The organism is Acidovorax sp. NPDC077693 (assembly GCF_044542805.1).
Classification (GTDB): Bacteria; Pseudomonadota; Gammaproteobacteria; order Burkholderiales; family Burkholderiaceae_C; genus Acidovorax.
In genome coordinates, this window is record NZ_JBITVD010000003.1 from 317,295 (window position 1) to 337,921 (window position 20,627).

Consider the following 20,627-nt stretch of genomic DNA (forward strand, 5'->3'; position numbering starts at 1 on the left):
GCGGGGTTAACAAACTGTAGGCCGCCGCCAAAGCTGCCCGTGGGCCAGGGCCGCAGCGGGCCCGGCCACACCGTGGCGCCGAACGGGAAAAGCGATCAGCCCGCCGGGCTGAACAGGTCCACCCGGTCGGTGATGATGCCGTCGGTGCCCAGGTCGATCAGGCGCTGCGCGGCCCAGTCGTCGTTGACGGTGTAGCTCAGCGTGCGCAGGCCAGAGGCCTTTACCTGGGCCACCAGGGCGCGGTCCCACAGCGCGTGGTTGCACACGATGGCCACGCAGCCCAGGTCACGGGCCACGTCGAAGCAGCCGTCCCACAGCGTGTCGAGCAGCAGCGCGCGCGGGATGTGCGGCGCGGTGGCGCGGGCGCCAGCCAGAGCCTCGGGCTTGAAGGACGAGAACAGCGGCTGCACGGCCTGGCCCTGCCAGAGGCGCGCCGACAGCTCGCCGACCACCTGCCCGGTCTTTTCTTCGAGCCCGGGCGTGGGCTTGATCTCGATGTTGAGGAAGTAGCCGTTGGCGATGCAGTACCGGGCCAGGTTCTCCAGCGTGGGCAGCGGCTCGCCCGCGTGTGCGCGTGAATGCCAGCCGCCCGCATCGAGCTGGGCCAGTGCACTCCACGGCAGGTCGCCACCGGTGCCGTGGCCATTGGTGGTGCGCTCCAGCGTGGCGTCGTGCATGAGGAACGGCACGCCGTCGGCGCTGAGCTTGGCATCGCACTCGAACATGCGGTAGCCGTGCTGCGCGCCCAGGCGGAATGCCGCCAGCGTGTTCTCGGGTGCCAGCTTGCCGGCGCCGCGGTGGGCGATCCAGCGGGGGTAGGGCCAGGGGGTGGTCATCGTCGTAGGGGCGGGTGGTGGACGTGGCGATTGGCGGTGCGCGGCGCGCTGGTGCGGAGCCTTGCGCGGGCGCCGGGACTTGGGGCGCTTCCCTTGCGGCAACCCCATGGGCCGCAAAAAGGAGAGGGCGGCTGAACGTCTGCGCGGCCACAAGGCAGGCCGCGCAGACGTTCAGGGGCGCATCACGGAATGCGTTTTCCGGTGGTGGCGTCGAACGCGTGCAGGCGGTCGGCGCGGGGCTGCACGTGGATCACCGAGTCGGGGGCGGGCGAGTGCGTGCCTTCTTCCACCCGCACGATGATCTGCTCGCCGTTGATGCGGCCGTAGATCAGGCGTTCGGCGCCCAGCAGCTCCACGGTTTCGACCTTGACCTCCCAGCCGTCGCTGCGCACGTCCAGGTGCTCGGGGCGGATGCCGAGGATCGTGCCGGGCGCGGCGCTCGGGGCGTTCTTGAGCAGGTTCATCGGCGGCGAGCCGATGAAGCTGGCCACGAAGGTCGAAGCGGGCGTGTGGTAGACCTCTTCGGGCGTGCCGAACTGCTCCATGTTGCCGGCGTTCATCACGATCATGCGCTCGGCCAGCGTCATGGCCTCGACCTGGTCGTGGGTCACGAACAGGCTGGTGATGCCCAGCTCGCGGTGCAGCTTCTGGATTTCCAGGCGCGTCTGTGCGCGCAGCTTGGCGTCCAGGTTGGACAGCGGCTCGTCGAACAGGAACACCTGGGGCTGGCGCACGATGGCGCGGCCCATGGCCACGCGCTGGCGCTGGCCGCCCGACAGCTCGCGCGGCTTGCGCTCGAGCAGGTGGCCCAGCTCCAGGATCTTGGCGGCCTTGTCCACGCGCGCCTTGATCTCTTCCTTGGGCACCTTGGCAATCTTCAGGCCATAGGCCATGTTCTCGAAGTTCGTCATGTGCGGGTACAGCGCGTAGTTCTGGAACACCATCGCGATGTCGCGCTGGGCGGGTTCCAGGTCGTTCACGACGCGGTCGCCGATGCGCAGCTCGCCGCCGGAGATTTCTTCCAGGCCCGCGACCATGCGCAGCAGGGTGGACTTGCCGCAGCCCGAGGGGCCGACGATCACGATGAATTCACCGTCCTTGACCTCGGCGTTCACGCCGTGGATGACCTGGTTGGCCTTGGGGCCGGTGCCGTAGCGCTTGACGATGTTGCGAAGGGATATGGATGCCATTTTGCTATTGAATTGGTAGCTGCTAGCGCAGATGTATGAAGCGGTAGGGGCTGTTTTGTCTTTACTTTTCGGTGTCCACGAGGCCCTTGACGAACCAGCGCTGCATCACCACGACCACGAAGGCGGGGGGCAGCATGGCCAGGAGGGCGGTGGCCATCACGATGTTCCATTCATTGCCCGCGTCGCCGCCGGCCAGCATCCGCTTGATGCCGATCACCACGGGGTACATGTCTTCGGACGTGGTCACGAGCAGCGGCCACAGGTACTGGTTCCAGCCGTAGATGAACTGGATCACGAACAGCGCGGCGATCGACGTGCGCGACAGCGGCACCAGGATGTCCTTGAAGAAGCGCATGGGGCCTGCGCCGTCCACGCGGGCGGCCTCGACCAGCTCGTCGGGCACCGTGAGGAAGAACTGCCGGAACAGGAACGTGGCCGTGGCCGACGCGATCAGCGGCACCGTGAGGCCCGCATAGCTGTTGAGCATGCCCAGATCCGACACCACCTGGTAGGTGGGGCCGATGCGCACTTCCACCGGCAGCATCAGCGTGATGAAGATCAGCCAGAAGCAGATGCCCTTGAACGGGAAGCGGAAGTACACGATGGCGAACGCCGACAGCAGCGAGATCGCGATCTTGCCCACGGTGATGACCATGGCGGTGACGAAGCTCACCCACATCATGCGTGCCACGGGCGCGGTGGAGCCCGCGCCAGAGCCGCCGCCGAACAGGGCGTCGTGGTAGGTCTGCCAGAAGTTGCCGCCGGGCACCATGGGCATGGGCACCTGCACGATGTCCTGCGCGGTGTGGGTGGAGGCCACGAAGGCCAGGTACAGCGGGAAGCCGACGATGATCACGCCCAGCACCATGATGAGGTGCGAGAACGCGGTGAGGTAAGGGCTGCGTTCAACCATTTCAGTACTGCACTTTCTTCTCGACGTAGCGGAATTGGATCACCGTGAGAACCACCACGATGACCATCAGCACCACCGACTGCGCGGCCGATCCGCCCATGTCCATGGACTTGAATCCGTCGTGGTACACCTTGTAGACCAGGATCGCGGTGTCGCGCCCCGGGCCGCCCTGCGTGGTCGAATCCACGATGGCGAAGGTGTCGAAGAAGGCATACACCACGTTGATCACCAGCAGGAAGAACGTGGTGGGTGACAGCAGCGGGAACTGGATGCTCCAGAACCGGCGCCAGGGGCCGGCACCGTCGATCGAAGCCGCTTCGATCAGCGACTTGGGGATGGACTGCAGGCCCGCGAGGAAGAACAGGAAGTTGTAGGAGATCTGCTTCCACACCGCGGCGATCACGATCAGCGTCATCGCATGGTCGGAGTTGAGCATGTGGTTCCAGTTGAACCCCGACTGGCGCAGCATGTACGCCACCACGCCCAGCGAGGGCGAGAACATGAACATCCACAGCACGCCGGCCACGGCGGGTGCCACGGCGTAGGGCAGCAGCAGCGCCGTCTTGTAGACGAGCGCGCCCTTGATGATGCGGTCGGCAAAGATCGCCAGCATCAGCGACAGGCCGATGCCCACCACCGCCACCAGGATCGAGAAGAACGCCGTGGTCTTGAACGATGCGAGGTAGCCCGGGTCTTCGAACAGGTTCTTGAAGTTGTCGAAGCCCACCCATTCCGTGGACATGCCGAAGCTGTCCTGCATCTGGAACGATTGCACCAGGGCCTGGCCGGCTGGCCAGAAGAAGAAGACGCTGATGATGGCCAGCTGGGGTGCTATGAGCACCCAGGGCAGCCATGCGGAGCGAAAAAGAACGCGTTTTTCCATGTCCAGACTCTTAAAAATTCCCCCCGCGCTCCACCGCCGCTCTTGGGGGGCTGCCCTGTTACCGGGCAGATTCTTGCCGCGGGAAGCCCTGCCGGCAAAAAAGACAACCCGCCGCCCGGCAAACCGCTTGGGTTGGCAGGGGTGGCGGGCTTTCGATGCCGCCCCGGCCACAGCGGCCGGAGGGCATCAGCATGCGCTCGATGAACGCTTACTTGTTGGCGCGTGCGAAGCGGGCCAGTTGCTCGTTGCCGCGGGTCACGGCCGTGTCCAGCGCTTCCTTGGGCGACTTCTTGCCCGACCAGATCTGTTCGGTTTCCTCGTCGATGATGGTGCGGATCTGCGAGAAATTGCCCAGGCGGATGCCGCGCGACTTGTCGGTGGCCTTGCGGATCATCTGCGTCACGGCCACGTCGGTGCCGGGGTTCTTTTCATAGAAGCCCGATGCCTCGGTCAGCTTGTACGCAGCGGTCGTCACGGGCAGGTAGCCCGTGCGCTGGTGGCTGGCGGCCTGCACCTTGGTATCGTTCAGGAAGTTCAGGAAGTCGGCGACGCCCTTGTACTCCTCGGCCTTCTTGCCGGACATGATCCACAGGCTGGCGCCACCGATGGCGGTGTTCTGGGGCGCACCCTTCACATCGGCGTAGTAGGGCAGTGCCGAGATGCCGTAGGCGAACTTGGCTTCCTTGGCCACGCGGGCGTACAGGCCCGACGAGCCGGTGATCATGGCGCACTCGCCCGATGGGAAGGACGCGTCCGGCGCGTTGCCGCGGCCCTTGTAGACGAAGCTGCCGTCCTTGGAGGCCTTGGCCAGGTTCTCGAAGTGGCGCACGTGCAGCGGGGTGTTGATTTCCAGCTTGGCGTCGTTGCCGTCAAAGCCGTTGTTCTTGGAGGCGAACAGCGTGTTGTGCCACAGCGAGAAGCTTTCCAGCTGCGTCCAGCTGATCCAGCTGGTGGTCAGCGGGCAGCTGTGGCCGCTGGCCTTGAGCTTGGTCGCGGCAGCGAACACTTCGGGCCAGGTCTTGGGGGCCTTTTCAGGGTCCAGGCCGGCCTTCTTGAAGGCGTCCTTGTTGTAGTAGAAGATGGTGGTGGAGCTGTTGAGCGGGTAGCTCAGCATCTGGCCGTTGGGCGCGGTGTAGTAGCCGGCCACGGCCGACACGTACTGCGTGGGGTCGAACTTGAAGCCGCCGTCGTTGAGCACCTTGGCGGCGGGCATGATGGCGCCCTTGCTGGCCATCATGGTGGCGGTACCCACTTCATAGACCTGCAGGATGTGGGGGGCGTTGCCTGCGCGGAACGCGGCGATGGCACCCGTCATCGATTCGTCATACGTGCCCTTGTAGGTGGGCACGACCTTGAACTTGGTCTGGCTGGCGTTGTACTGCTTGGCCAGGTCGTTGACCCAGTCGCCGAGCGCTGCGCTCATCGAGTGCCACCACTGGATCTCGACCGGTGCCTGAGCCTGGGCTTGTGCAGGCAGGCACGCCGACATGGCGATGGCAGCGCAGACCGCCAGATGCTTCGTTTGCATGAATATGTCCTCTGAAAATGACGAAAAACACAAGGGTCGAATGCTATGCAGCCCATGTGTCATTGATATGTCGTTGTCGCATGACCGCAGTCCGTGCAACAACCGGGAAACCCCTTGGGGATGCCCGTAAGGGATGCGATTGTGACTCTTTTGTGACAATGTGCGACGCATTTGCCGAGGCTTGCAAGGTTTTGTGCGATGCACCATGCTGCGGGTCACGTTCCGGCGGCTCCCGCACCGGTTCGTTCGCGCCGCAAACGCGCCGGGTTTCTTTTCTCCACACCCTTTCTTCTTATCGCCATGGCTACCAATTCGCTGGACAAGAACAAGATCAAATTTCTGCTGCTCGAGGGCATCCACGCTTCCGCCGTGGACGTGATCCGGGCTGCGGGCTACACCCAGATCGAAACCGTGTCCGGCGCGCTGCCCGATGAGGAACTCAAGCGCAAGATCGCCGACGTGCACTTCCTGGGCATTCGCTCGCGCACGCAGCTGACCGAAGAGGTGTTCTCGCATGCGCAAAAGCTGGTGGCCGTGGGTTGCTTTTGCATCGGCACCAACCAGGTCAACCTCAACGCGGCGCGTGAGCGCGGCATCGCGGTGTTCAATGCGCCGTACTCCAACACCCGCTCCGTGGCCGAGCTGGTGCTGGCCGAAGCCATCTTGCTGCTGCGCGGCATTCCCGAGAAGAACGCCGTGGCGCACCGCGGCGGCTGGCTCAAGTCGGCCGAGAACGCCTACGAGATCCGTGGCAAGACGCTGGGCATCGTGGGCTACGGCTCCATCGGCACGCAGCTGTCGGTGCTGGCCGAGGCACTGGGCATGCACGTGGCGTTCTTCGACGTGGTCAACAAGCTGCCCCTGGGCAATGCCCGCCAGGTGCACCACCTGCACGACCTGCTGGGCCAAAGCGACATCGTGAGCCTGCACGTACCCGAGCTGCCATCGACCGAAGGCATGATCGGCCCGGCCGAGATCGCGGCCCTCAAGCCCGGCGCCATCCTCATCAACGCGGCCCGCGGCACGGTGGTGGATATCGACGCCCTGGCCGACGCGCTCAAGGCCAAGAAGCTGCTGGGCGCGGCCATTGACGTGTTCCCGGTCGAGCCGCGCACCAACAAGGACGAGTTCCAGTCGCCCCTGCGCGGCCTGGACAACGTGATCCTCACCCCGCACGTCGGCGGCTCCACCATGGAAGCCCAGGCCAACATCGGCCTCGAAGTGGCCGAAAAGCTGGTGAAGTACAGCGACAACGGCACCAGCACCTCGTCCGTCAACTTCCCCGAGGTGGCGCTGCCCGCCCACCCGGGCAAGCACCGCCTGCTGCACATCCACCGCAATGTGCCGGGCGTGCTGTCCGAGATCAACCGCATCTTCTCGGACAACGAGATCAACATCTCCGCCCAGTACCTGCAGACCAACGAAAAGATCGGCTACGTGGTGATCGACATCGATGCCGCGTCGTCGGACCTGGCGCTGGACAAGCTCGCACAGGTCACCGGCACCCTCAGGAGCCGGGTGCTGTTCTAACGAACCTCAGGGCCGTTCGCCGGCCCATTCGGGGTCATTGCCGCTATCGGCCCAAGCCGCGCACCGAGCCTCCCGGTGCGCGGCTTTTTTGTGGGTTGTCGTCTTGACGCTCCATGGGCCCACTGTGCGAAAAGACGGTGCGCCGCACAAAGTTCTGAAAAACAGGTTCGATTGAATTTGTTACACATCCAGCCGGCAATCCTGACCGTACTAGAGGGCAATGAGCCCTCTTTTTCCAAGGAAACACCTGAAATCCCGGTGTTCGTCTAAAATTCACAGTTTGATACAATTTTTTACAGCAAGGGTTGTTGAACATTGTTTGCAAAGCGAGCCGCGCGGTAGGTCTGTCGCTGGCAACAATGGCGGCCACGCCGGCGCTCACCGCTGCCGGCACCGTGTTTTCTACCCGCTGTCTCCACTTTTCGTCTGTATGTTCGGGAACCCGTTTCCTTCCCTGTCCCTGCCCGTTCGCCCTGCGTTCCACGCCGCCGTGGCCGCTGGTGCGATGGCCTGCGCGTTGGCGTATGCGGACACGGCCACGCCCGTACCGGTGGCCGAGTCCTACGACGCCTTGGTCCGGCGCGCCAGGACCGGAGACACCACCCCGGTGCTCGACTACCTGCGGCAAGAGCGGCTGGACCGTGCCGATGCTGCGCGCCTGGTGGCCGACTGGATCGATATCGCCGGCTGGGCCCGGCTGGACCAGGAAGTGGTGGATGTGTACCGCCGCCATGGCGCATCGCTCACGCTGCCGGTCAGTACCCTGGCGTCGGTGGCGCGCGCCCACCGCAACTTGCGGCAGTGGGACGACGCGCTGGCGCTGTATGCCCGCGCCTTGGCGCGCAGCCCGGATGACGCGGAGCTGCGCATGGGGGAGATCCACGTCCTGTCGGATGCGGGGCGCGATGCGGATGCGCGCACCCAGGCCGAAGCGCTGGTGGCCGAGACCCCGATGGTGGCGCGCCGCCGCCTGGCCCTGGCCTATGTGCACACGGCGGCGCGGCGCTTTCATGCGGCGCTGGCCGAGGCGAGCCGCGCGCGCTCGCTGGCACCCGACGATGCCGAAGTGCAGATGGCCTATGCCGACGCACTGCAGTCCGCCGGCCTGCCGGTGCAGGCGCAGGCCCTGGTGGACGCACAGCCCGCGCTCATGGGCGCGGCGCAGCAGCGCAGGCTGCAGGCCGACATCGGCGCGGAAATGGTGCGCCTGTCGTTCGCACCCGTGCGCAGCGAGAGTGAGCGCTTCGCAGTGGCCGACAAGGCCCTGGCGTTCTACGAGCAGGTGTTTGCCCGGTGGAGCGCCGACCCGCAGGCCGTGCGCGACCTGCAGCGCATGCGCATCGACCGCATCGGGGCGCTGACCGTGCGCAGCCGCATGGACACGGCGGTCGCCGAGTACGAGGCCCTGCGGCGCGATGGCGTGCCGGTGCCGGACTACGCCCTGCGCTGGGTGGCCGGCGCCTATCTGTACCTGCGGCAGGCGCAGGCCGCGCGCCTGCTGTATGCCGAGTTGCTCGAGCGCAGCCAGGCGGATCCGTCGGTCAGCTCCGGCGATGCCTCGGGCCTGTTCTATTCGCTGGTCGAGTCCGAGGCCATGGACGCCGCCGTGTCCCTGGCGGACGGCACGCAAAAGGCGTTTGCCGCCACCCCCGCAGGCCGCGCCGTCTGGGCCTCTGCGGCCATGGAGGCAGCGCAGGCGCACAGCTTTTCCGACGACACGCCCGAGGCGCAGCTGCGCCTCGAACGCATGGTGCAGCAGGCGCCGGGTCACCTCGGCGCGCGCATCGCGCTGGCGGGCGTCTACCGGGGCCGCGCCTGGCCGCGCCGGGCCGAGCAGGAGCTGAAACTGGTCGAAGCCATGGAGCCGCGCGCGCTGTCGCTGGAGCTGCAGCAGGGCTTCACCGCGATGGACCTGCAGGAGTGGAAGCAGGCGGACGCGCTGGCCGATGACGTGCTCGAACGCTATCCCGAAAACCTCCAGGTGCAGCGCCTGGACCGGACACGCCGGGTGTTTCGCATGCCCGAGCTGCGGGTGTCGGGTTACCGCGGCCTGTCGTCCAGCCCCAATCCCTCCACCGGCAACGGCGACTACGGCACCGACACCGTGCTCTACAGCGCGCCGGTGCGGGACGACTGGCGCCTGTTCGCCGGCTTCGGCTTTGGCAGCGGCGACTTCCGCGAAGGCCGCGGCGTGCACCGCAGCTACCGCGCCGGCGGCGAATGGCGGGTGCGCGACAACACCGTGGAGGGCGAAATCTCCACCCACAACTTCGGCTACGGGCAGCGCACCGGCCTGCGGCTGGAGGGGCGCCACGATCTCAGCGACCAGTGGCAGATCAGCGGCGCCGCGGAGCGCCTGTCGCGCGACACGCCGCTGCGCGCGCTGCGCAGCGACATCACCGCCGACAGCGTGACCGCCGCACTGCGCTGGCGCGCCAACGAGCGGCGCGACTGGAACGTGAGCGTGGGTGGGCTGGACTACTCGGACGGCAACCGCCGCCTGTCCGTCGGCGTGGCCGGCCGCGAGCGCATCTACACCCGCTACGGCGTGTACGCAGACCTGGTGATGGAGCTCTCGCACTCGCGCAACAGCCGGCCCGGCGGGCCGTACTTCGCGCCCGAGTCCGATGTCTTCCTGCTGCCCACGCTCGACGTGGCGCACGTGCTGTACCGCCACTACCAGCTGGAATGGCGCCAGCGCCTGCAGCTCGGCGTGGGGGCGTACGCCCAGCGCGGCTACGGCGTGGGCGAGGTCGCGACGCTGGGCTACGGGCAGCGCCTGCGCGTGAACGACACCCTGGAAATGGGGCTTTCCTTTTCCATCACCCGTCGCCCTTATGACGGCGTGGACGAGCGCATCCTGCGCACCGCGTTCGATCTTCTCTACAGGTTCTGAGAATGTTTCCGACAGTCTTCTCGCTCATCCGTCGCAGGGCCCGCATGCTGGGCGTGCTCGCATCCATGGCCGCATGCATGGTGGTGCTGCCGGCCTTCGCCGCAGACGCGCAGCCGTTCGTGCCCCCCAAGGCCCGGACCCTGCCCGAGGCGGAGCGCCCCTGGCCCGTCAACAGCTTCGTGACCGTGGCCTACCACGACGTGCAGGACGGCGAGGCCGATGCGCGCTACCTGGCCGTGCGCACCGACCGCCTCGTCGCGCACTTTGCGTGGCTGCGGCAAAACGGCTACCAGCCGGTGTCGGTGGACCAGATCCTGGCCGCACGCGACGGCGGCAAGCCCCTGCCGGCCAAAGCCGTGCTGCTGACCTTCGACGACGGATACCGCAGCTTCTATGACCGCGTGTTCCCCCTGCTCAAGGCCACCGGCTGGCCTGCGGTGCTGGCGCCCGTGGGGGAGTGGCTGGACGCGCCGGCCGACCAGCCGGTGGACTTCGGCGGCCTGCAGACGCCCCGCGAGCGCTTTGCCACCTGGGCCCAGGTGGGCGAGATGGCGGCATCGGGCCTGGTGGAAGTCGGTGCGCACACCGACCACCTGCACCACGGCATCGTGGCCAACCCCCAGGGCAACACGCAGCCCGCCGCCGCCACGCGCCGGTATGACCCGGCCACCGCGTCGTATGAGAACGACGAGGCCTTCCTGCGGCGCCTCGAGGCAGACGTGGCGGCCATCACCACCAAGATCCGCGATGTGACCGGCAAGGCCCCGCGGGTCTGGGTATGGCCGTATGGCGCCGCCAACGGCAGCGCACTGGCCGTCGTCAAGCGCCACGGCTACCAGATGGCGATGACGCTGGACGAGGGCATCGGCAGCACCGCAAGCCTGTTCAACACGCCGCGCGTGCTGGTCACCGGGGACCCGTCGGTCGATCAGTTCGCCTCCGCCGTCATCGCCACGCAGGAGCACCGGGTGCTGCGCGTGGCCCACGTCGACCTGGATTACCTCTACGACGCCGACCCCGCGCAGCAGGCACGCAACTTCGACCACCTGGTGCAGCGCGTGCAGGACCTGGGCGTGAACACGGTGTTCCTGCAGGCGTTTTCCGATGCGCAGGGCGACGGCACCGTGCACTCGGTGTACTTTCCCAACCGCTGGCTGCCCGTGCGCGCCGACCTGTTCAACCGCGTGGCCTGGCAGCTGCGCACCCGCACACGCGTGGCGGTGTACGCCTGGATGCCGGTGCTGGCCTTCGACCTGGACGCCGCGCTGCCCCGGGTGCAGCGGGTCAACGACAAGGGCGAGGCCACGCCGGACACGGGCCAGTACCGCCGCATGTCGCCGTTCGATCCCACGGTGCGCTCGCGCATCGCCGACCTGTATGAAGACCTGGCCCGTTCGGCCTGGTTCGACGGCGTGCTGTTCCACGACGATGCGTTGCTGTCCGACTTCGAGGACGCGAGCGCACCCGCGCTGGCGGCCTACCGCGCGGCGGGCCTGCCCGGCACCATCGCCGAGCTGCGCGCCGACCCCGCCACGTTGCGGCGCTGGACGCAGTTCAAGACTCGCGCGCTGACGGACTTCACGCTGGAGCTGGCAGGGCGTGTGCGCGCCATCCGCGGCCCGCAGGTCAAGACCGCGCGCAACATCTTCGCCATGCCCATGCTCAAGCCGGAGAGCGAAGCCTGGTTCGCGCAGAACCTGGACGACTTCCTCGCCTCGTACGACTGGACCGCGCCCATGGCCATGCCGTTCATGGAGAACGTCCCCGACGCCGATGCGGATGCCTGGCTGGACACGGTGGTGGATTCAATCCGCCGGCGACCCGGAGCGATGGACCGCACGGTCTTCGAGCTGCAGGCGGTGGACTGGCGCAACAGCCAGCCCGTGCCCGGCCAGCGGCTGGCGGGCTGGATGCGGCGGCTGCAGATGCGCGGCGCGCGCAGCTTCGGCTACTACCCCGACAACTTCATCACGGGCGTGCCGAGCGTCGAGCAGGTGCGGCCGGCCCTGTCCAACAGCGGGGCGTTGCAGCCATGAAGAGCCGCGTGCTTGCGCTGCTGGCGCTGTCGCTCATCGTCTGCGGTCCGCTGGCGCTGCAGATGCTGCTGTCCAGCGACGCGGTGCTGGACTTCGTGTTCCTCTACCCGCTGTTCATGTCGGGCATCTGGATCGCGGGCGGCCTGTACTACTGGATGCACTGGGAGCGCCACTGGGCCTGGGGGCCGGACGTGCCCGCGCCCGCGCTCAAGGGCGAGCCGCTGGTGTCCATCCTGGTGCCCTGCTACAACGAAGGCGACAACGCCGCCGAGACCCTGGGCGCGGCCCTGGCGCAGCGCTACCCGAACATCGAGGTCATCGCCATCAACGACGGTTCGCGCGACAACACGGGCGAGGTGCTCGATGCGCTGGCCGCGCAGCACCCGCGCCTGCGGGTGATCCACCTGGCGCAGAACCAGGGCAAGGCCATCGGCCTGCAGATGGGCGCCGCCGCCGCGCGCAGCGAGTACCTGGTGTGCATCGACGGCGATGCGCTGCTCGACCGCGACGCGGTCGCCTACCTGGTGGCGCCGCTCATCGACAACCCGCGCGTGGGCGCGGTGACCGGCAACCCGCGCATCCGCACCCGCTCCACCCTGGTGGGGCGCATCCAGGTGGGCGAGTTTTCTTCCATCATCGGGCTCATCAAGCGCACGCAGCGCGTGTACGGCCAGGTGTTCACCGTCTCGGGCGTGGTGGCGGCGTTCCGCCGGCGGGCGCTGGACGACGTGGGCTACTGGAGCCCGGACATGATCACCGAGGACATCGACATCAGCTGGAAGCTGCAAAAGCGCCACTGGTCCATATTCTTCGAGCCGCGTGCGCTGTGCTGGATCCTGATGCCCGAGACGCTGCGCGGCCTGTGGAAGCAGCGCCTGCGCTGGGCGCAGGGCGGTGCCGAGGTGTTCCTCAAGAACCTGCGTGGCATGTGGAACTGGCGCAACCGCCGCATGTGGCTGTTGATGCTGGAGTTCTGCATGTCCACGGGCTGGGCCTTCATGTTCGCGGTCACGGTGGTGCTGTACCTGCTGGGCAAGTTCGTCCACCTGCCGGGCAACCTGTTCGTGCCGCGGCTCATGCCGCCGTCGTTCACCGGGCTGGTGCTGACGGTGACCTGCCTGCTGCAGTTCACGGTGAGCGTGTCCATCGACCGGCGCTACGAATCGGGCATGCGCAGCACGCTGTACTGGATGATCTGGTACCCCGTGGTCTTCTGGCTGCTGAGCCTGTTCACCACCCTCGTGAGCTTTCCCAAGGTCATGCTCAAGACCCAGCGCGCGCGGGCCCGTTGGGTCAGCCCCGACCGCGGCATCGCCCGGCCTGCACCGCCATGAACGGCCCGCTCATCCACACCCGCCAGGGCCGGCTGCCCCGCCTGGTCGACGCGGCCGTGACCCTGGTGGCCTGGGCCGGCTTCCTGTTCCTGTTCTACCGGGGCGTCGCGGCCATGGTGCAGGTGCCGTCGCTCGATCTGACAGCGCGGTTCGATGCGCTGCGCTCCACGGTGGACACCTTGCTGTGGTACGGCGTCATCGCGGCCTTCAACGCTGCGGTGCTGGCCGGCTGGGCGCTGTACAACCAGATCCGCCGCAAGGTGGAGCGGCGCAGCGTGATCCCGGCGCTCGACGACAGCCAGCTGTCCGCCAGCTTCCATCTGACGCCGGAGCTTCTGCAGGCCATGCGCTCGAACCAGGTGATCGTGGTGCATAACGACGAGCACGGCGGCATTGCCGACGTCATGCCGCGGTGCGTTCCCGGCGCGTGGACGTCGTCTGCCACCGAGCAGACCATGGGTGCGACGGCGGTGGAAGCCAACCGGATTCCATGGCGCCAGACGGCGTGAATGCGGCAGGCAGCGGGGTGGCATAAAATCGCGGGCTCCCACGGTCCAGCGCATAGCGCTTCCCCAGGTCTACTTCATGAACGCCTTTACTGCGGTCGCCGCCCTGCACACCCAGGCCGCGGAACCTGCGCGCCTACGCGAGATTCCCTATAACTACACCTCGTTCTCCGACAGGGAGATCGTGATCCGGCTGCTGGGGTCTCCGTCCTGGGACCTGCTGGACCAGCTGCGCAAGGAGCGCCGCACCGGCCGGTCGGCCCGCATGCTGTACGAGGTGCTGGGCGATATCTGGGTGGTGCAGCGCAACCCTTACCTGCAGGACGACCTGCTGGACAACCCGGCCCGCCGCAAGCTGCTGGTGGACGCGCTGCAGCACCGCCTGGGCGAGGTCGACAAGCGCCGCACCCCCGCCGACGATGCCGGGCGCGACCGCCTGGTGGGCGAGCTGGTGGTGGCCGCGCGCCGTGCGGTGGCCGAATTCAACGCCACCTTCGAGCAGGCCGCGCAGCTGCGCCGCCAGATCCAGAAGACCCTGGGCCGCCTCACGGCCAAGGACAACATCAAGTTCGACGGCCTATCGCGCGTGAGCCACGTGACCGACGCCACCGACTGGCGCGTCGAATACCCGTTCGTGGTGCTCACGCCCGACACCGAGGTCGAGATGGCGGGCCTCGTCAAGGGCTGCATCGAACTGGGCCTGACCATCATCCCGCGCGGGGGCGGCACCGGCTACACCGGCGGCGCGATTCCGCTCACGTGGAAGAGCGTGGTCATCAACACCGAAAAGCTCGAAGCCATGACCGAGGTGGAGATGCGCCGCCTGCCGGGCATGGACAGCGAAGTCGGCACCGTGTGGACCGAGGCCGGCGTGGTCACCCAGCGCGTGGCCGACGCGGCCGAGCGCGCGGGCTTCGTGTTCGCGGTGGACCCCACCAGCGCCGAGGCCAGCTGCATCGGCGGCAACATCGCCATGAACGCGGGCGGCAAGAAGGCCGTGCTGTGGGGCACGGCGCTCGACAACCTGGCCAGCTGGCGCATGGTCACGCCCGACGCCCAGTGGCTCGAAGTGACCCGCCTGGACCACAACATGGGCAAGATCCATGACGCGGAGACGGCCACCTTCGAGCTGCAGTACTTCGAGGCCGACGGCAAGACGCCCGTGCGCACCGAGCGCCTGGCCATCCCGGGCAAGACCTTCCGCAAGGAGGGCCTGGGCAAGGACGTGACGGACAAGTTCCTGTCGGGCCTGCCCGGCATCCAGAAAGAGGGCTGCGACGGCCTCATCACCAGCGCGCGCTGGGTGGTGCACCGCATGCCCGAGCACACGCGCACCGTGTGCATGGAGTTCTTCGGCAACGCCAAGGATGCGGTGCCCAGCATCGTCGAGATCAAGGACTACATGTTCGCCGAGCAAAAGCGCAGTGGCGTGCTGCTCGCCGGCCTGGAACACCTGGACGACCGCTACCTGAAGGCCGTGGGCTACGCCACCAAGAGCAAGAAGGGCAACGGCGGCCTGCCCAAGATGGTGCTGATCGGCGACATCGCGGGCGACAACGCCGACGAGGTGGCGCGCGTGACCAGCGAGGTGGTGCGCATCGCCAACTCGCGCAGCGGCGAAGGCTTCATCGCCATCAGCGCCGACGCGCGCAAGAAGTTCTGGGCCGACCGCAAGAAGACGGCCGCCATCAGCCGCCACACCAACGCCTTCAAGATCAACGAAGACGTGGTGATTCCGCTGCCGCGCATGGCCGAGTACACCGACGGCATCGAGCGCATCAACATCGAGTTGAGCCTGCGCAACAAGATCAAGCTGTGCGACGCGCTGACCGAGTTCTTCGAGCGCGGCAACCTGCCGCTGGGCAAACACGACGCGGACGACGAAGTGCCATCGCCCGAGCTGCTGCAGGAGCGCGTGGCCCAGGCCATCGCCCTGGTGCAGGAGGTGCGTGCGCTGTGGCAAGGCTGGCTGCACGACGTCGAAGCGCTGTTCCCGCAACTGCAGGACCACACGCTGCGCGCGAGCTGGAAGACCCAGCTGCGTGCGCCGCTCTCGGGCATCTTCACCGGCGCGGCCTTCAAGCCCATCCTTCAGGAAGTCACCGCCATCCACCAGCGCGTGCTCAAGGGCCGCGTCTGGGTGGCCCTGCACATGCATGCGGGCGACGGCAACGTGCACACCAACCTGCCGGTCAACAGCGACGACTACGAGATGCTGCAGACCGCCCACGAGGCGGTGGAGCGCATCATGGTGCTGGCGCGCAGCCTGGACGGCGTGATCTCGGGCGAGCACGGCATCGGCATCACCAAGCTCGAATTCCTGACCGACGAAGAGCTGCTTCCGTTCGCGCAGTACAAACAGCGGGTGGACCCGGAAGGCCGGTTCAACAAGGGCAAGTTGCTACGAAATCAGGAGCTGCCAGCGCTTGCTGGACAAGCGGTAGGAGGCTATGCGGCTTCAAACCCCGTGCGCCACGCCGACCTGACCAACGCCTACACGCCGAGCTTCGGCCTCATGGGCCACGAGTCGCTGATCATGCAGCAGAGCGACATCGGCGCGATCGCCGATTCGGTCAAGGACTGCCTGCGCTGCGGCAAGTGCAAGCCCGTGTGCGCCACCCACGTGCCGCGCGCCAACCTGCTGTACAGCCCGCGCAACAAGATCCTGGCCACCTCGCTGCTGGTCGAGGCCTTCCTGTACGAGGAGCAGACGCGCCGCGGCGTGTCCATCAAGCACTGGCAGGAATTCGAGGACGTGGCCGACCACTGCACGGTGTGCCACAAGTGCGAGAGCCCCTGCCCGGTGAAGATCGACTTTGGCGACGTCACCATGAACATGCGCAACCTGCTGCGCAAGATGGGCAAGAAGAGCTTCCGTCCGGGCAATGCACTGGCGATGACCATGCTCAACGCCACCAACCCGGACACCATCAAGTTCATGCGCTCGGCCATGGTGGACGTAGGCTTCAAGGCCCAGCGCATGGCCGTGGACCTGCTGCGCAAGGTGGGCCGCAAGCAGACCGCCAAGCCGCCCGCCACGGTGGGCACTGCACCCGTCAAGGAGCAGGTGGTCCACTTCATCAACAAGAAGCTGCCCGGCGGCCTGCCCAAGAAGACGGCGCGCGCGCTGCTCGACATCGAGAACAAGGACTACGTGCCCATCATCCGCAACCCGGCCACCACCACGGCCGAGACGGAGGCGGTGTTCTACTTCCCCGGCTGCGGGTCCGAGCGTTTGTTCTCGCAGGTCGGCCTGGCCACCCAGGCCATGCTGTGGCATGCGGGTGTGCAGACGGTGCTGCCGCCGGGCTACCTGTGCTGCGGCTACCCGCAGCGCGGCAGCGGCCAGTTCGACAAGGCCGAGAAGATGATCACGGACAACCGTGTGCTCTTCCACCGTGTGGCCAACACGCTCAACTACTTGGACATCAAGACCGTGGTGGTCAGCTGCGGCACCTGCTACGACCAGCTGCAGGGCTACGAGTTCGGCAAGATCTTCCCAGGCAGCCGCATCATCGACATCCACGAGTATTTGCTGGAGAAGGGCATCACGCTGCAGGGCAAGGGCGCCTACCTGTACCACGAGCCCTGCCACAACCCGATGAAGCTCGGCGACTCGATGAAGACCGTGAAGGCGCTGGTGGGCGAGCAGGTCTTGAAGAGCGAGCGCTGCTGCGGCGAATCGGGCACGCTGGGCGTGACCCGGCCGGACGTGTCGACCCAGGTGCGTTTCCGCAAGGAAGAAGAAATCAGGAAGGGCGAAGCCAAGCTGCGCGAGGTCATGAAGGCCACCGGCGCGGGGCCGGGCGCCGTGGCCGCCCAGGACAACGTGAAGATCCTCACCAGCTGCCCCAGCTGCCTGCAGGGCCTGAACCGCTACCAGGACGACCTGAGCAACGGTTTGCTCGAGGCCGACTACATCGTGGTCGAGATGGCCCGCGAGATCCTGGGCGACAACTGGATGCCCGAGTACGTGCAGCGCGCCAACGGCGGCGGCATCGAGCGGGTACTCGTCTAGATGGCCACCGGCACTGCCTGCCCCCTGTGCGCCGAAGACGGTGGTGCACTGGTCTGGCGTGGTGCAAACCTGCGCGTGATCCGTGCCGACGAAGCCGGCTTCCCGGCGTTCTACCGCGTGGTGTGGAACGCGCACGTGGCCGAGTTCTCGGACCTGTCGGCCGCCGAGCGCGGCCACTGCATGGAGGCGGTGACGCGGGTCGAGCAGGCGCTGCGCCAGCATCTGGCGCCCACCAAGGTCAACATCGCGGCGCTGGGCAACATGGTGCCCCACCTGCATTGGCACGTGATCGCCCGTTTCGACTGGGACAGCCACTTTCCGTCGCCCGTGTGGGCTGCGGCGCAGCGGCCAAGCCCGGCGCAGCAGGAAGGCGGTGTGCGGGAGCGCCTGCCGCAGGTCGAAGACACGATGCGCCAGTCGCTGGGCCCGCTCGCGCTGCCTTGACGCGGCCCGTGGTTGACCCTGCCTGCAGCGTGCACCGCTGCAGCACACCACAATCCACACCACCACAGTTTTCTCACAGGGGATATCCATGTCAGGTTTGAAAGCGGGCGCGCCCACGCCGCAGGCGATCACGGTGCACGAGGCTTCGCGGGTGCTGGAGGTCGGGTTCTCCGACGGCGCCACGTTCCGCATCCCGTTCGAGCTGATGCGCGTGTACTCGCCCTCGGCCGAAGTGCAGGGCCACGGGCCCGGGCAGGAAGTGCTGCAGACCGGCAAGCGCGGCGTGGCGCTGGTCAACCTGGAGCCCGTGGGCAACTACGCGGTCAAGCCCACGTTCTCGGACGGCCACGACAGCGGCATCTTCACCTGGGACTACCTCTACGAGCTGGGCCAGAAGCAGGACGCGCTGTGGACGCAGTACACCGAGCGCCTGGCCGCTGCCGGCGTGGACCGCGATGCGCCGATGGCGCCCAAGGGTGGTGCAGGCGGCCATGCCTGCGGCAGCCACTGACGGGCAGGCCACAAGCCCTTGTCGACCGATGTGCTATTGAAAAGAGAGCTGCTGGCGCAACATGGGCGAGCGGTAGCGGCTGTTTTCTCTTCGATGGCGTTGTCCTAATTGCGACACAAGCCCCATTTCAGTGCGGGGTTGTCGCTGTACCTCTGGCGCTTGCGCGCCTAGCATGAATCTTATGAGCACCACACATTTTGGTTTTCAGTCGGTCGACGAGCAGGAAAAGGCGCGTCGTGTGCGCGGCGTGTTCGACTCGGTCGCCTCCAAATACGATGTGATGAACGACCTCATGTCGGCCGGCCTGCACCGCGCCTGGAAGGCCTACACCGTGATGGTGGCCAACCTGCGCGAAGGCAGCCAGGTGCTGGACATCGCGGGCGGCACGGGCGACCTGGCGCTGGCTTTCTCGAAGAAGGTGGGCGCCACCGGCCGCGTGGTGCACACCGACATCAACGAAGCCATGCTGCGCGTGGGGCGCGACCGCCTCATCGATGCGGGCGTGGTGCTGCCCACGATGGTGTGCGACGCCGAGAAGCTGCCGTTCCCGGACGCGCATTTCGACGTGGTGAGCGTGGCCTTCGGCCTGCGCAACATGACGCACAAGGACCAGGCGATTGCCGAGATGTGCCGCGTGCTCAAGCCCGGCGGCAAGCTGCTGGTGCTCGAGTTCTCCAAGGTGGCCAAGCCGCTGGAGAAGGCGTACGACTGGTATTCGTTCAAGGTGCTGCCCCAACTGGGCAAGCTGGTGGCCGGCGACGACGCGAGCTACCGGTATCTGGCTGAATCGATCCGCATGCATCCGGGCCAGGAAGAACTCAAAAGCCTCATGCAAAAAAATGGCTTTGGGCATGTGGACTATCACAACATGACAGGGGGCATCGTCGCCTTGCATGTTGGAATCAAGTGCTGAGTGCTTCACTCGGCGATTAACGGAGACGGAGAATTCATGATGAAACTGTGGTCTGTGGTGTTGGTGGCGATGCTGGCGTTTGCGCACGCGGACGCTGACGCCCGGCGTATGGGTGGTGGCAAGTCGGTGGGCAAGCAGTCCAGCAATGTGACGCAGCGCGAGTCGGCAACGCCGCCCGCGACGCCTGGCGCACCGGCGCAGAACGCGACCAACGCAGCGGCTGCCAAGCCGGCTGCAGCGGGCGCTGCACCTGCCGCAGCGGCAGCCAAGAAGCCCTGGGGCGCCATGCTCGGTGGCCTGGCCGCCGGCCTGGGCCTGGCCTGGCTGGCGCATTCCCTGGGCATGGGTGCAGGGTTTGCCAACTTCCTGATGATCGCCTTGCTGGCCGTGGCCGCGTTCGCGATCTTCAAGATGGTGATGCGCTCGCGCAATGGTGGCGGTGCTGCCAACGGCGGTGCAGCCGCTGGCGGCGCGCCGTTTGCCTTCCAGGGCGCCGGTGCGGGTGCCGGGGCTTCCACCCCTGCGGCCGCTCAGGTGCCACCGCAGTACAGCCCGAACAACGTGGGCAACGACGCGTCTGCCCGCCCCTGGGAGCGCAGCAGCATGGCGTTCGACGCCTCGCGCGCCGCGCAGCAAGGTGGTGCGGGTACGGGCGTCGTCATCGGTTCGGGCCTGTCGGGTTCGCAGAACTGGGGCGTGCCGGCCGACTTCGACACCGACGGCTTCCTGTCCGCCGCCAAGCGCAACTTCGTCACGCTGCAGGCCGCCTGGGACCGCTCGGACATCAACACGCTGCGCTCGATGATGACCGACAGCATGCTCGATGAGATCCGTACCCAGCTCACCGAACGCGAAGCGCACCGCGGCGTGCAGCCCAACCACACCGATGTGGTCATGATCGAAGCCCAGTTGCTGGGTATCGAAGACCTGGGCGACGGCTACATGGCCAGCGTCGAGTTCTCCGGCATGATCCGCGAAGAGCCCTCGGCCGGCCCGAGCCCGTTCCGCGAAGTGTGGAACATGACCAAGCCCAAGGCCGGCAGCAGCGGCTGGCTGGTGGCCGGTGTGCAGGCCCTGCAGTAATTAAGG

At 66.9% G+C, this 20,627-nt stretch carries 15 protein-coding genes; 10 read left to right on the forward strand and 5 right to left on the reverse strand.

The genetic code is table 11. The annotated features are described in order from the left end of the window. Positions 1-95: 95 nt before the first annotated feature. From ugpQ to ugpB, 5 genes are all read right to left on the reverse strand, one after another. Positions 96-836 carry a glycerophosphodiester phosphodiesterase gene (gene ugpQ / locus ACIGHN_RS05455; protein WP_396503543.1) on the reverse strand — a complete coding sequence of 247 codons (741 nt, stop codon included), beginning with the start codon at positions 834-836 and terminating at the stop codon, positions 96-98. A 182-nt stretch (positions 837-1,018) separates the two neighbouring features. After that, complete coding sequence (locus ACIGHN_RS05460) at positions 1,019-2,026, reverse strand: sn-glycerol-3-phosphate import ATP-binding protein UgpC (protein WP_056415526.1); 1,008 nt, start codon at positions 2,024-2,026, stop codon at positions 1,019-1,021. A gap of 61 nt (positions 2,027-2,087) precedes the next feature. Beyond that, positions 2,088-2,939 carry a sn-glycerol-3-phosphate ABC transporter permease UgpE gene (gene ugpE / locus ACIGHN_RS05465; protein ID WP_056161299.1) on the reverse strand — a complete coding sequence of 284 codons (852 nt, stop codon included), beginning with the start codon at positions 2,937-2,939 and terminating at the stop codon, positions 2,088-2,090. A 1-nt stretch (position 2,940) separates the two neighbouring features. Next, entirely contained in the window at positions 2,941-3,822 is an 882-nt protein-coding gene (gene ugpA / locus ACIGHN_RS05470; RefSeq protein WP_056415529.1) for a sn-glycerol-3-phosphate ABC transporter permease UgpA, read from the reverse strand. 208 nt (positions 3,823-4,030) lie between these two features. Continuing rightward, on the reverse strand, positions 4,031-5,350 hold the full coding sequence (gene ugpB / locus ACIGHN_RS05475) for a sn-glycerol-3-phosphate ABC transporter substrate-binding protein UgpB (protein ID WP_056415532.1): 1,320 nt from the start codon (positions 5,348-5,350) through the stop codon (positions 4,031-4,033). 300 nt (positions 5,351-5,650) lie between these two features. Between ugpB and serA the strand changes: the two genes are divergently transcribed. From serA to ACIGHN_RS05525, 10 genes are all read left to right on the forward strand, one after another. Beyond that, positions 5,651-6,880: a phosphoglycerate dehydrogenase gene (gene serA, locus ACIGHN_RS05480; protein ID WP_056415535.1), complete on the forward strand. Its 1,230-nt coding sequence runs from the start codon at positions 5,651-5,653 to the stop codon at positions 6,878-6,880. A 430-nt stretch (positions 6,881-7,310) separates the two neighbouring features. Beyond that, positions 7,311-9,776 (forward strand): poly-beta-1,6 N-acetyl-D-glucosamine export porin PgaA, encoded by a 2,466-nt coding sequence (gene pgaA, locus ACIGHN_RS05485; protein WP_396503544.1) that lies wholly within the window; start codon positions 7,311-7,313, stop codon positions 9,774-9,776. Between the two features lie 2 nt (positions 9,777-9,778). Continuing rightward, positions 9,779-11,812, forward strand: a complete 2,034-nt coding sequence (gene pgaB / locus ACIGHN_RS05490) for a poly-beta-1,6-N-acetyl-D-glucosamine N-deacetylase PgaB (RefSeq protein WP_396503545.1) — start codon at positions 9,779-9,781, stop codon at positions 11,810-11,812. Then, positions 11,809-13,146, forward strand: a complete 1,338-nt coding sequence (gene pgaC, locus ACIGHN_RS05495; protein WP_396503546.1) for a poly-beta-1,6-N-acetyl-D-glucosamine synthase — start codon at positions 11,809-11,811, stop codon at positions 13,144-13,146. Before pgaB ends, pgaC begins: the two co-directional genes overlap by 4 nt. Continuing rightward, the gene (gene pgaD / locus ACIGHN_RS05500) at positions 13,143-13,655 is read left to right on the forward strand and encodes a poly-beta-1,6-N-acetyl-D-glucosamine biosynthesis protein PgaD (protein ID WP_396503547.1); all 513 of its coding nucleotides are present in this window, start codon (positions 13,143-13,145) and stop codon (positions 13,653-13,655) included. Before pgaC ends, pgaD begins: the two co-directional genes overlap by 4 nt. Before the next feature lie 76 nt (positions 13,656-13,731). Continuing rightward, entirely contained in the window at positions 13,732-17,670 is a 3,939-nt protein-coding gene (locus tag ACIGHN_RS05505; RefSeq protein ID WP_396503548.1) for a DUF3683 domain-containing protein, read from the forward strand. Next, a complete protein-coding gene (locus tag ACIGHN_RS05510; protein WP_396503549.1) occupies positions 17,671-18,114 on the forward strand; it encodes an HIT family protein in 444 nt (147 codons plus the stop codon). Positions 18,115-18,202: 88 nt separating this feature from the next. Further along, positions 18,203-18,625, forward strand: a complete 423-nt coding sequence (locus ACIGHN_RS05515) for a gamma-butyrobetaine hydroxylase-like domain-containing protein (protein ID WP_056415549.1) — start codon at positions 18,203-18,205, stop codon at positions 18,623-18,625. Between the two features lie 181 nt (positions 18,626-18,806). Further along, entirely contained in the window at positions 18,807-19,538 is a 732-nt protein-coding gene (gene ubiE / locus ACIGHN_RS05520; RefSeq protein WP_396503550.1) for a bifunctional demethylmenaquinone methyltransferase/2-methoxy-6-polyprenyl-1,4-benzoquinol methylase UbiE, read from the forward strand. A 36-nt stretch (positions 19,539-19,574) separates the two neighbouring features. Next, a complete protein-coding gene (locus ACIGHN_RS05525) occupies positions 19,575-20,621 on the forward strand; it encodes a Tim44 domain-containing protein (RefSeq protein WP_056415555.1) in 1,047 nt (348 codons plus the stop codon). Positions 20,622-20,627: the final 6 nt, after the last annotated feature.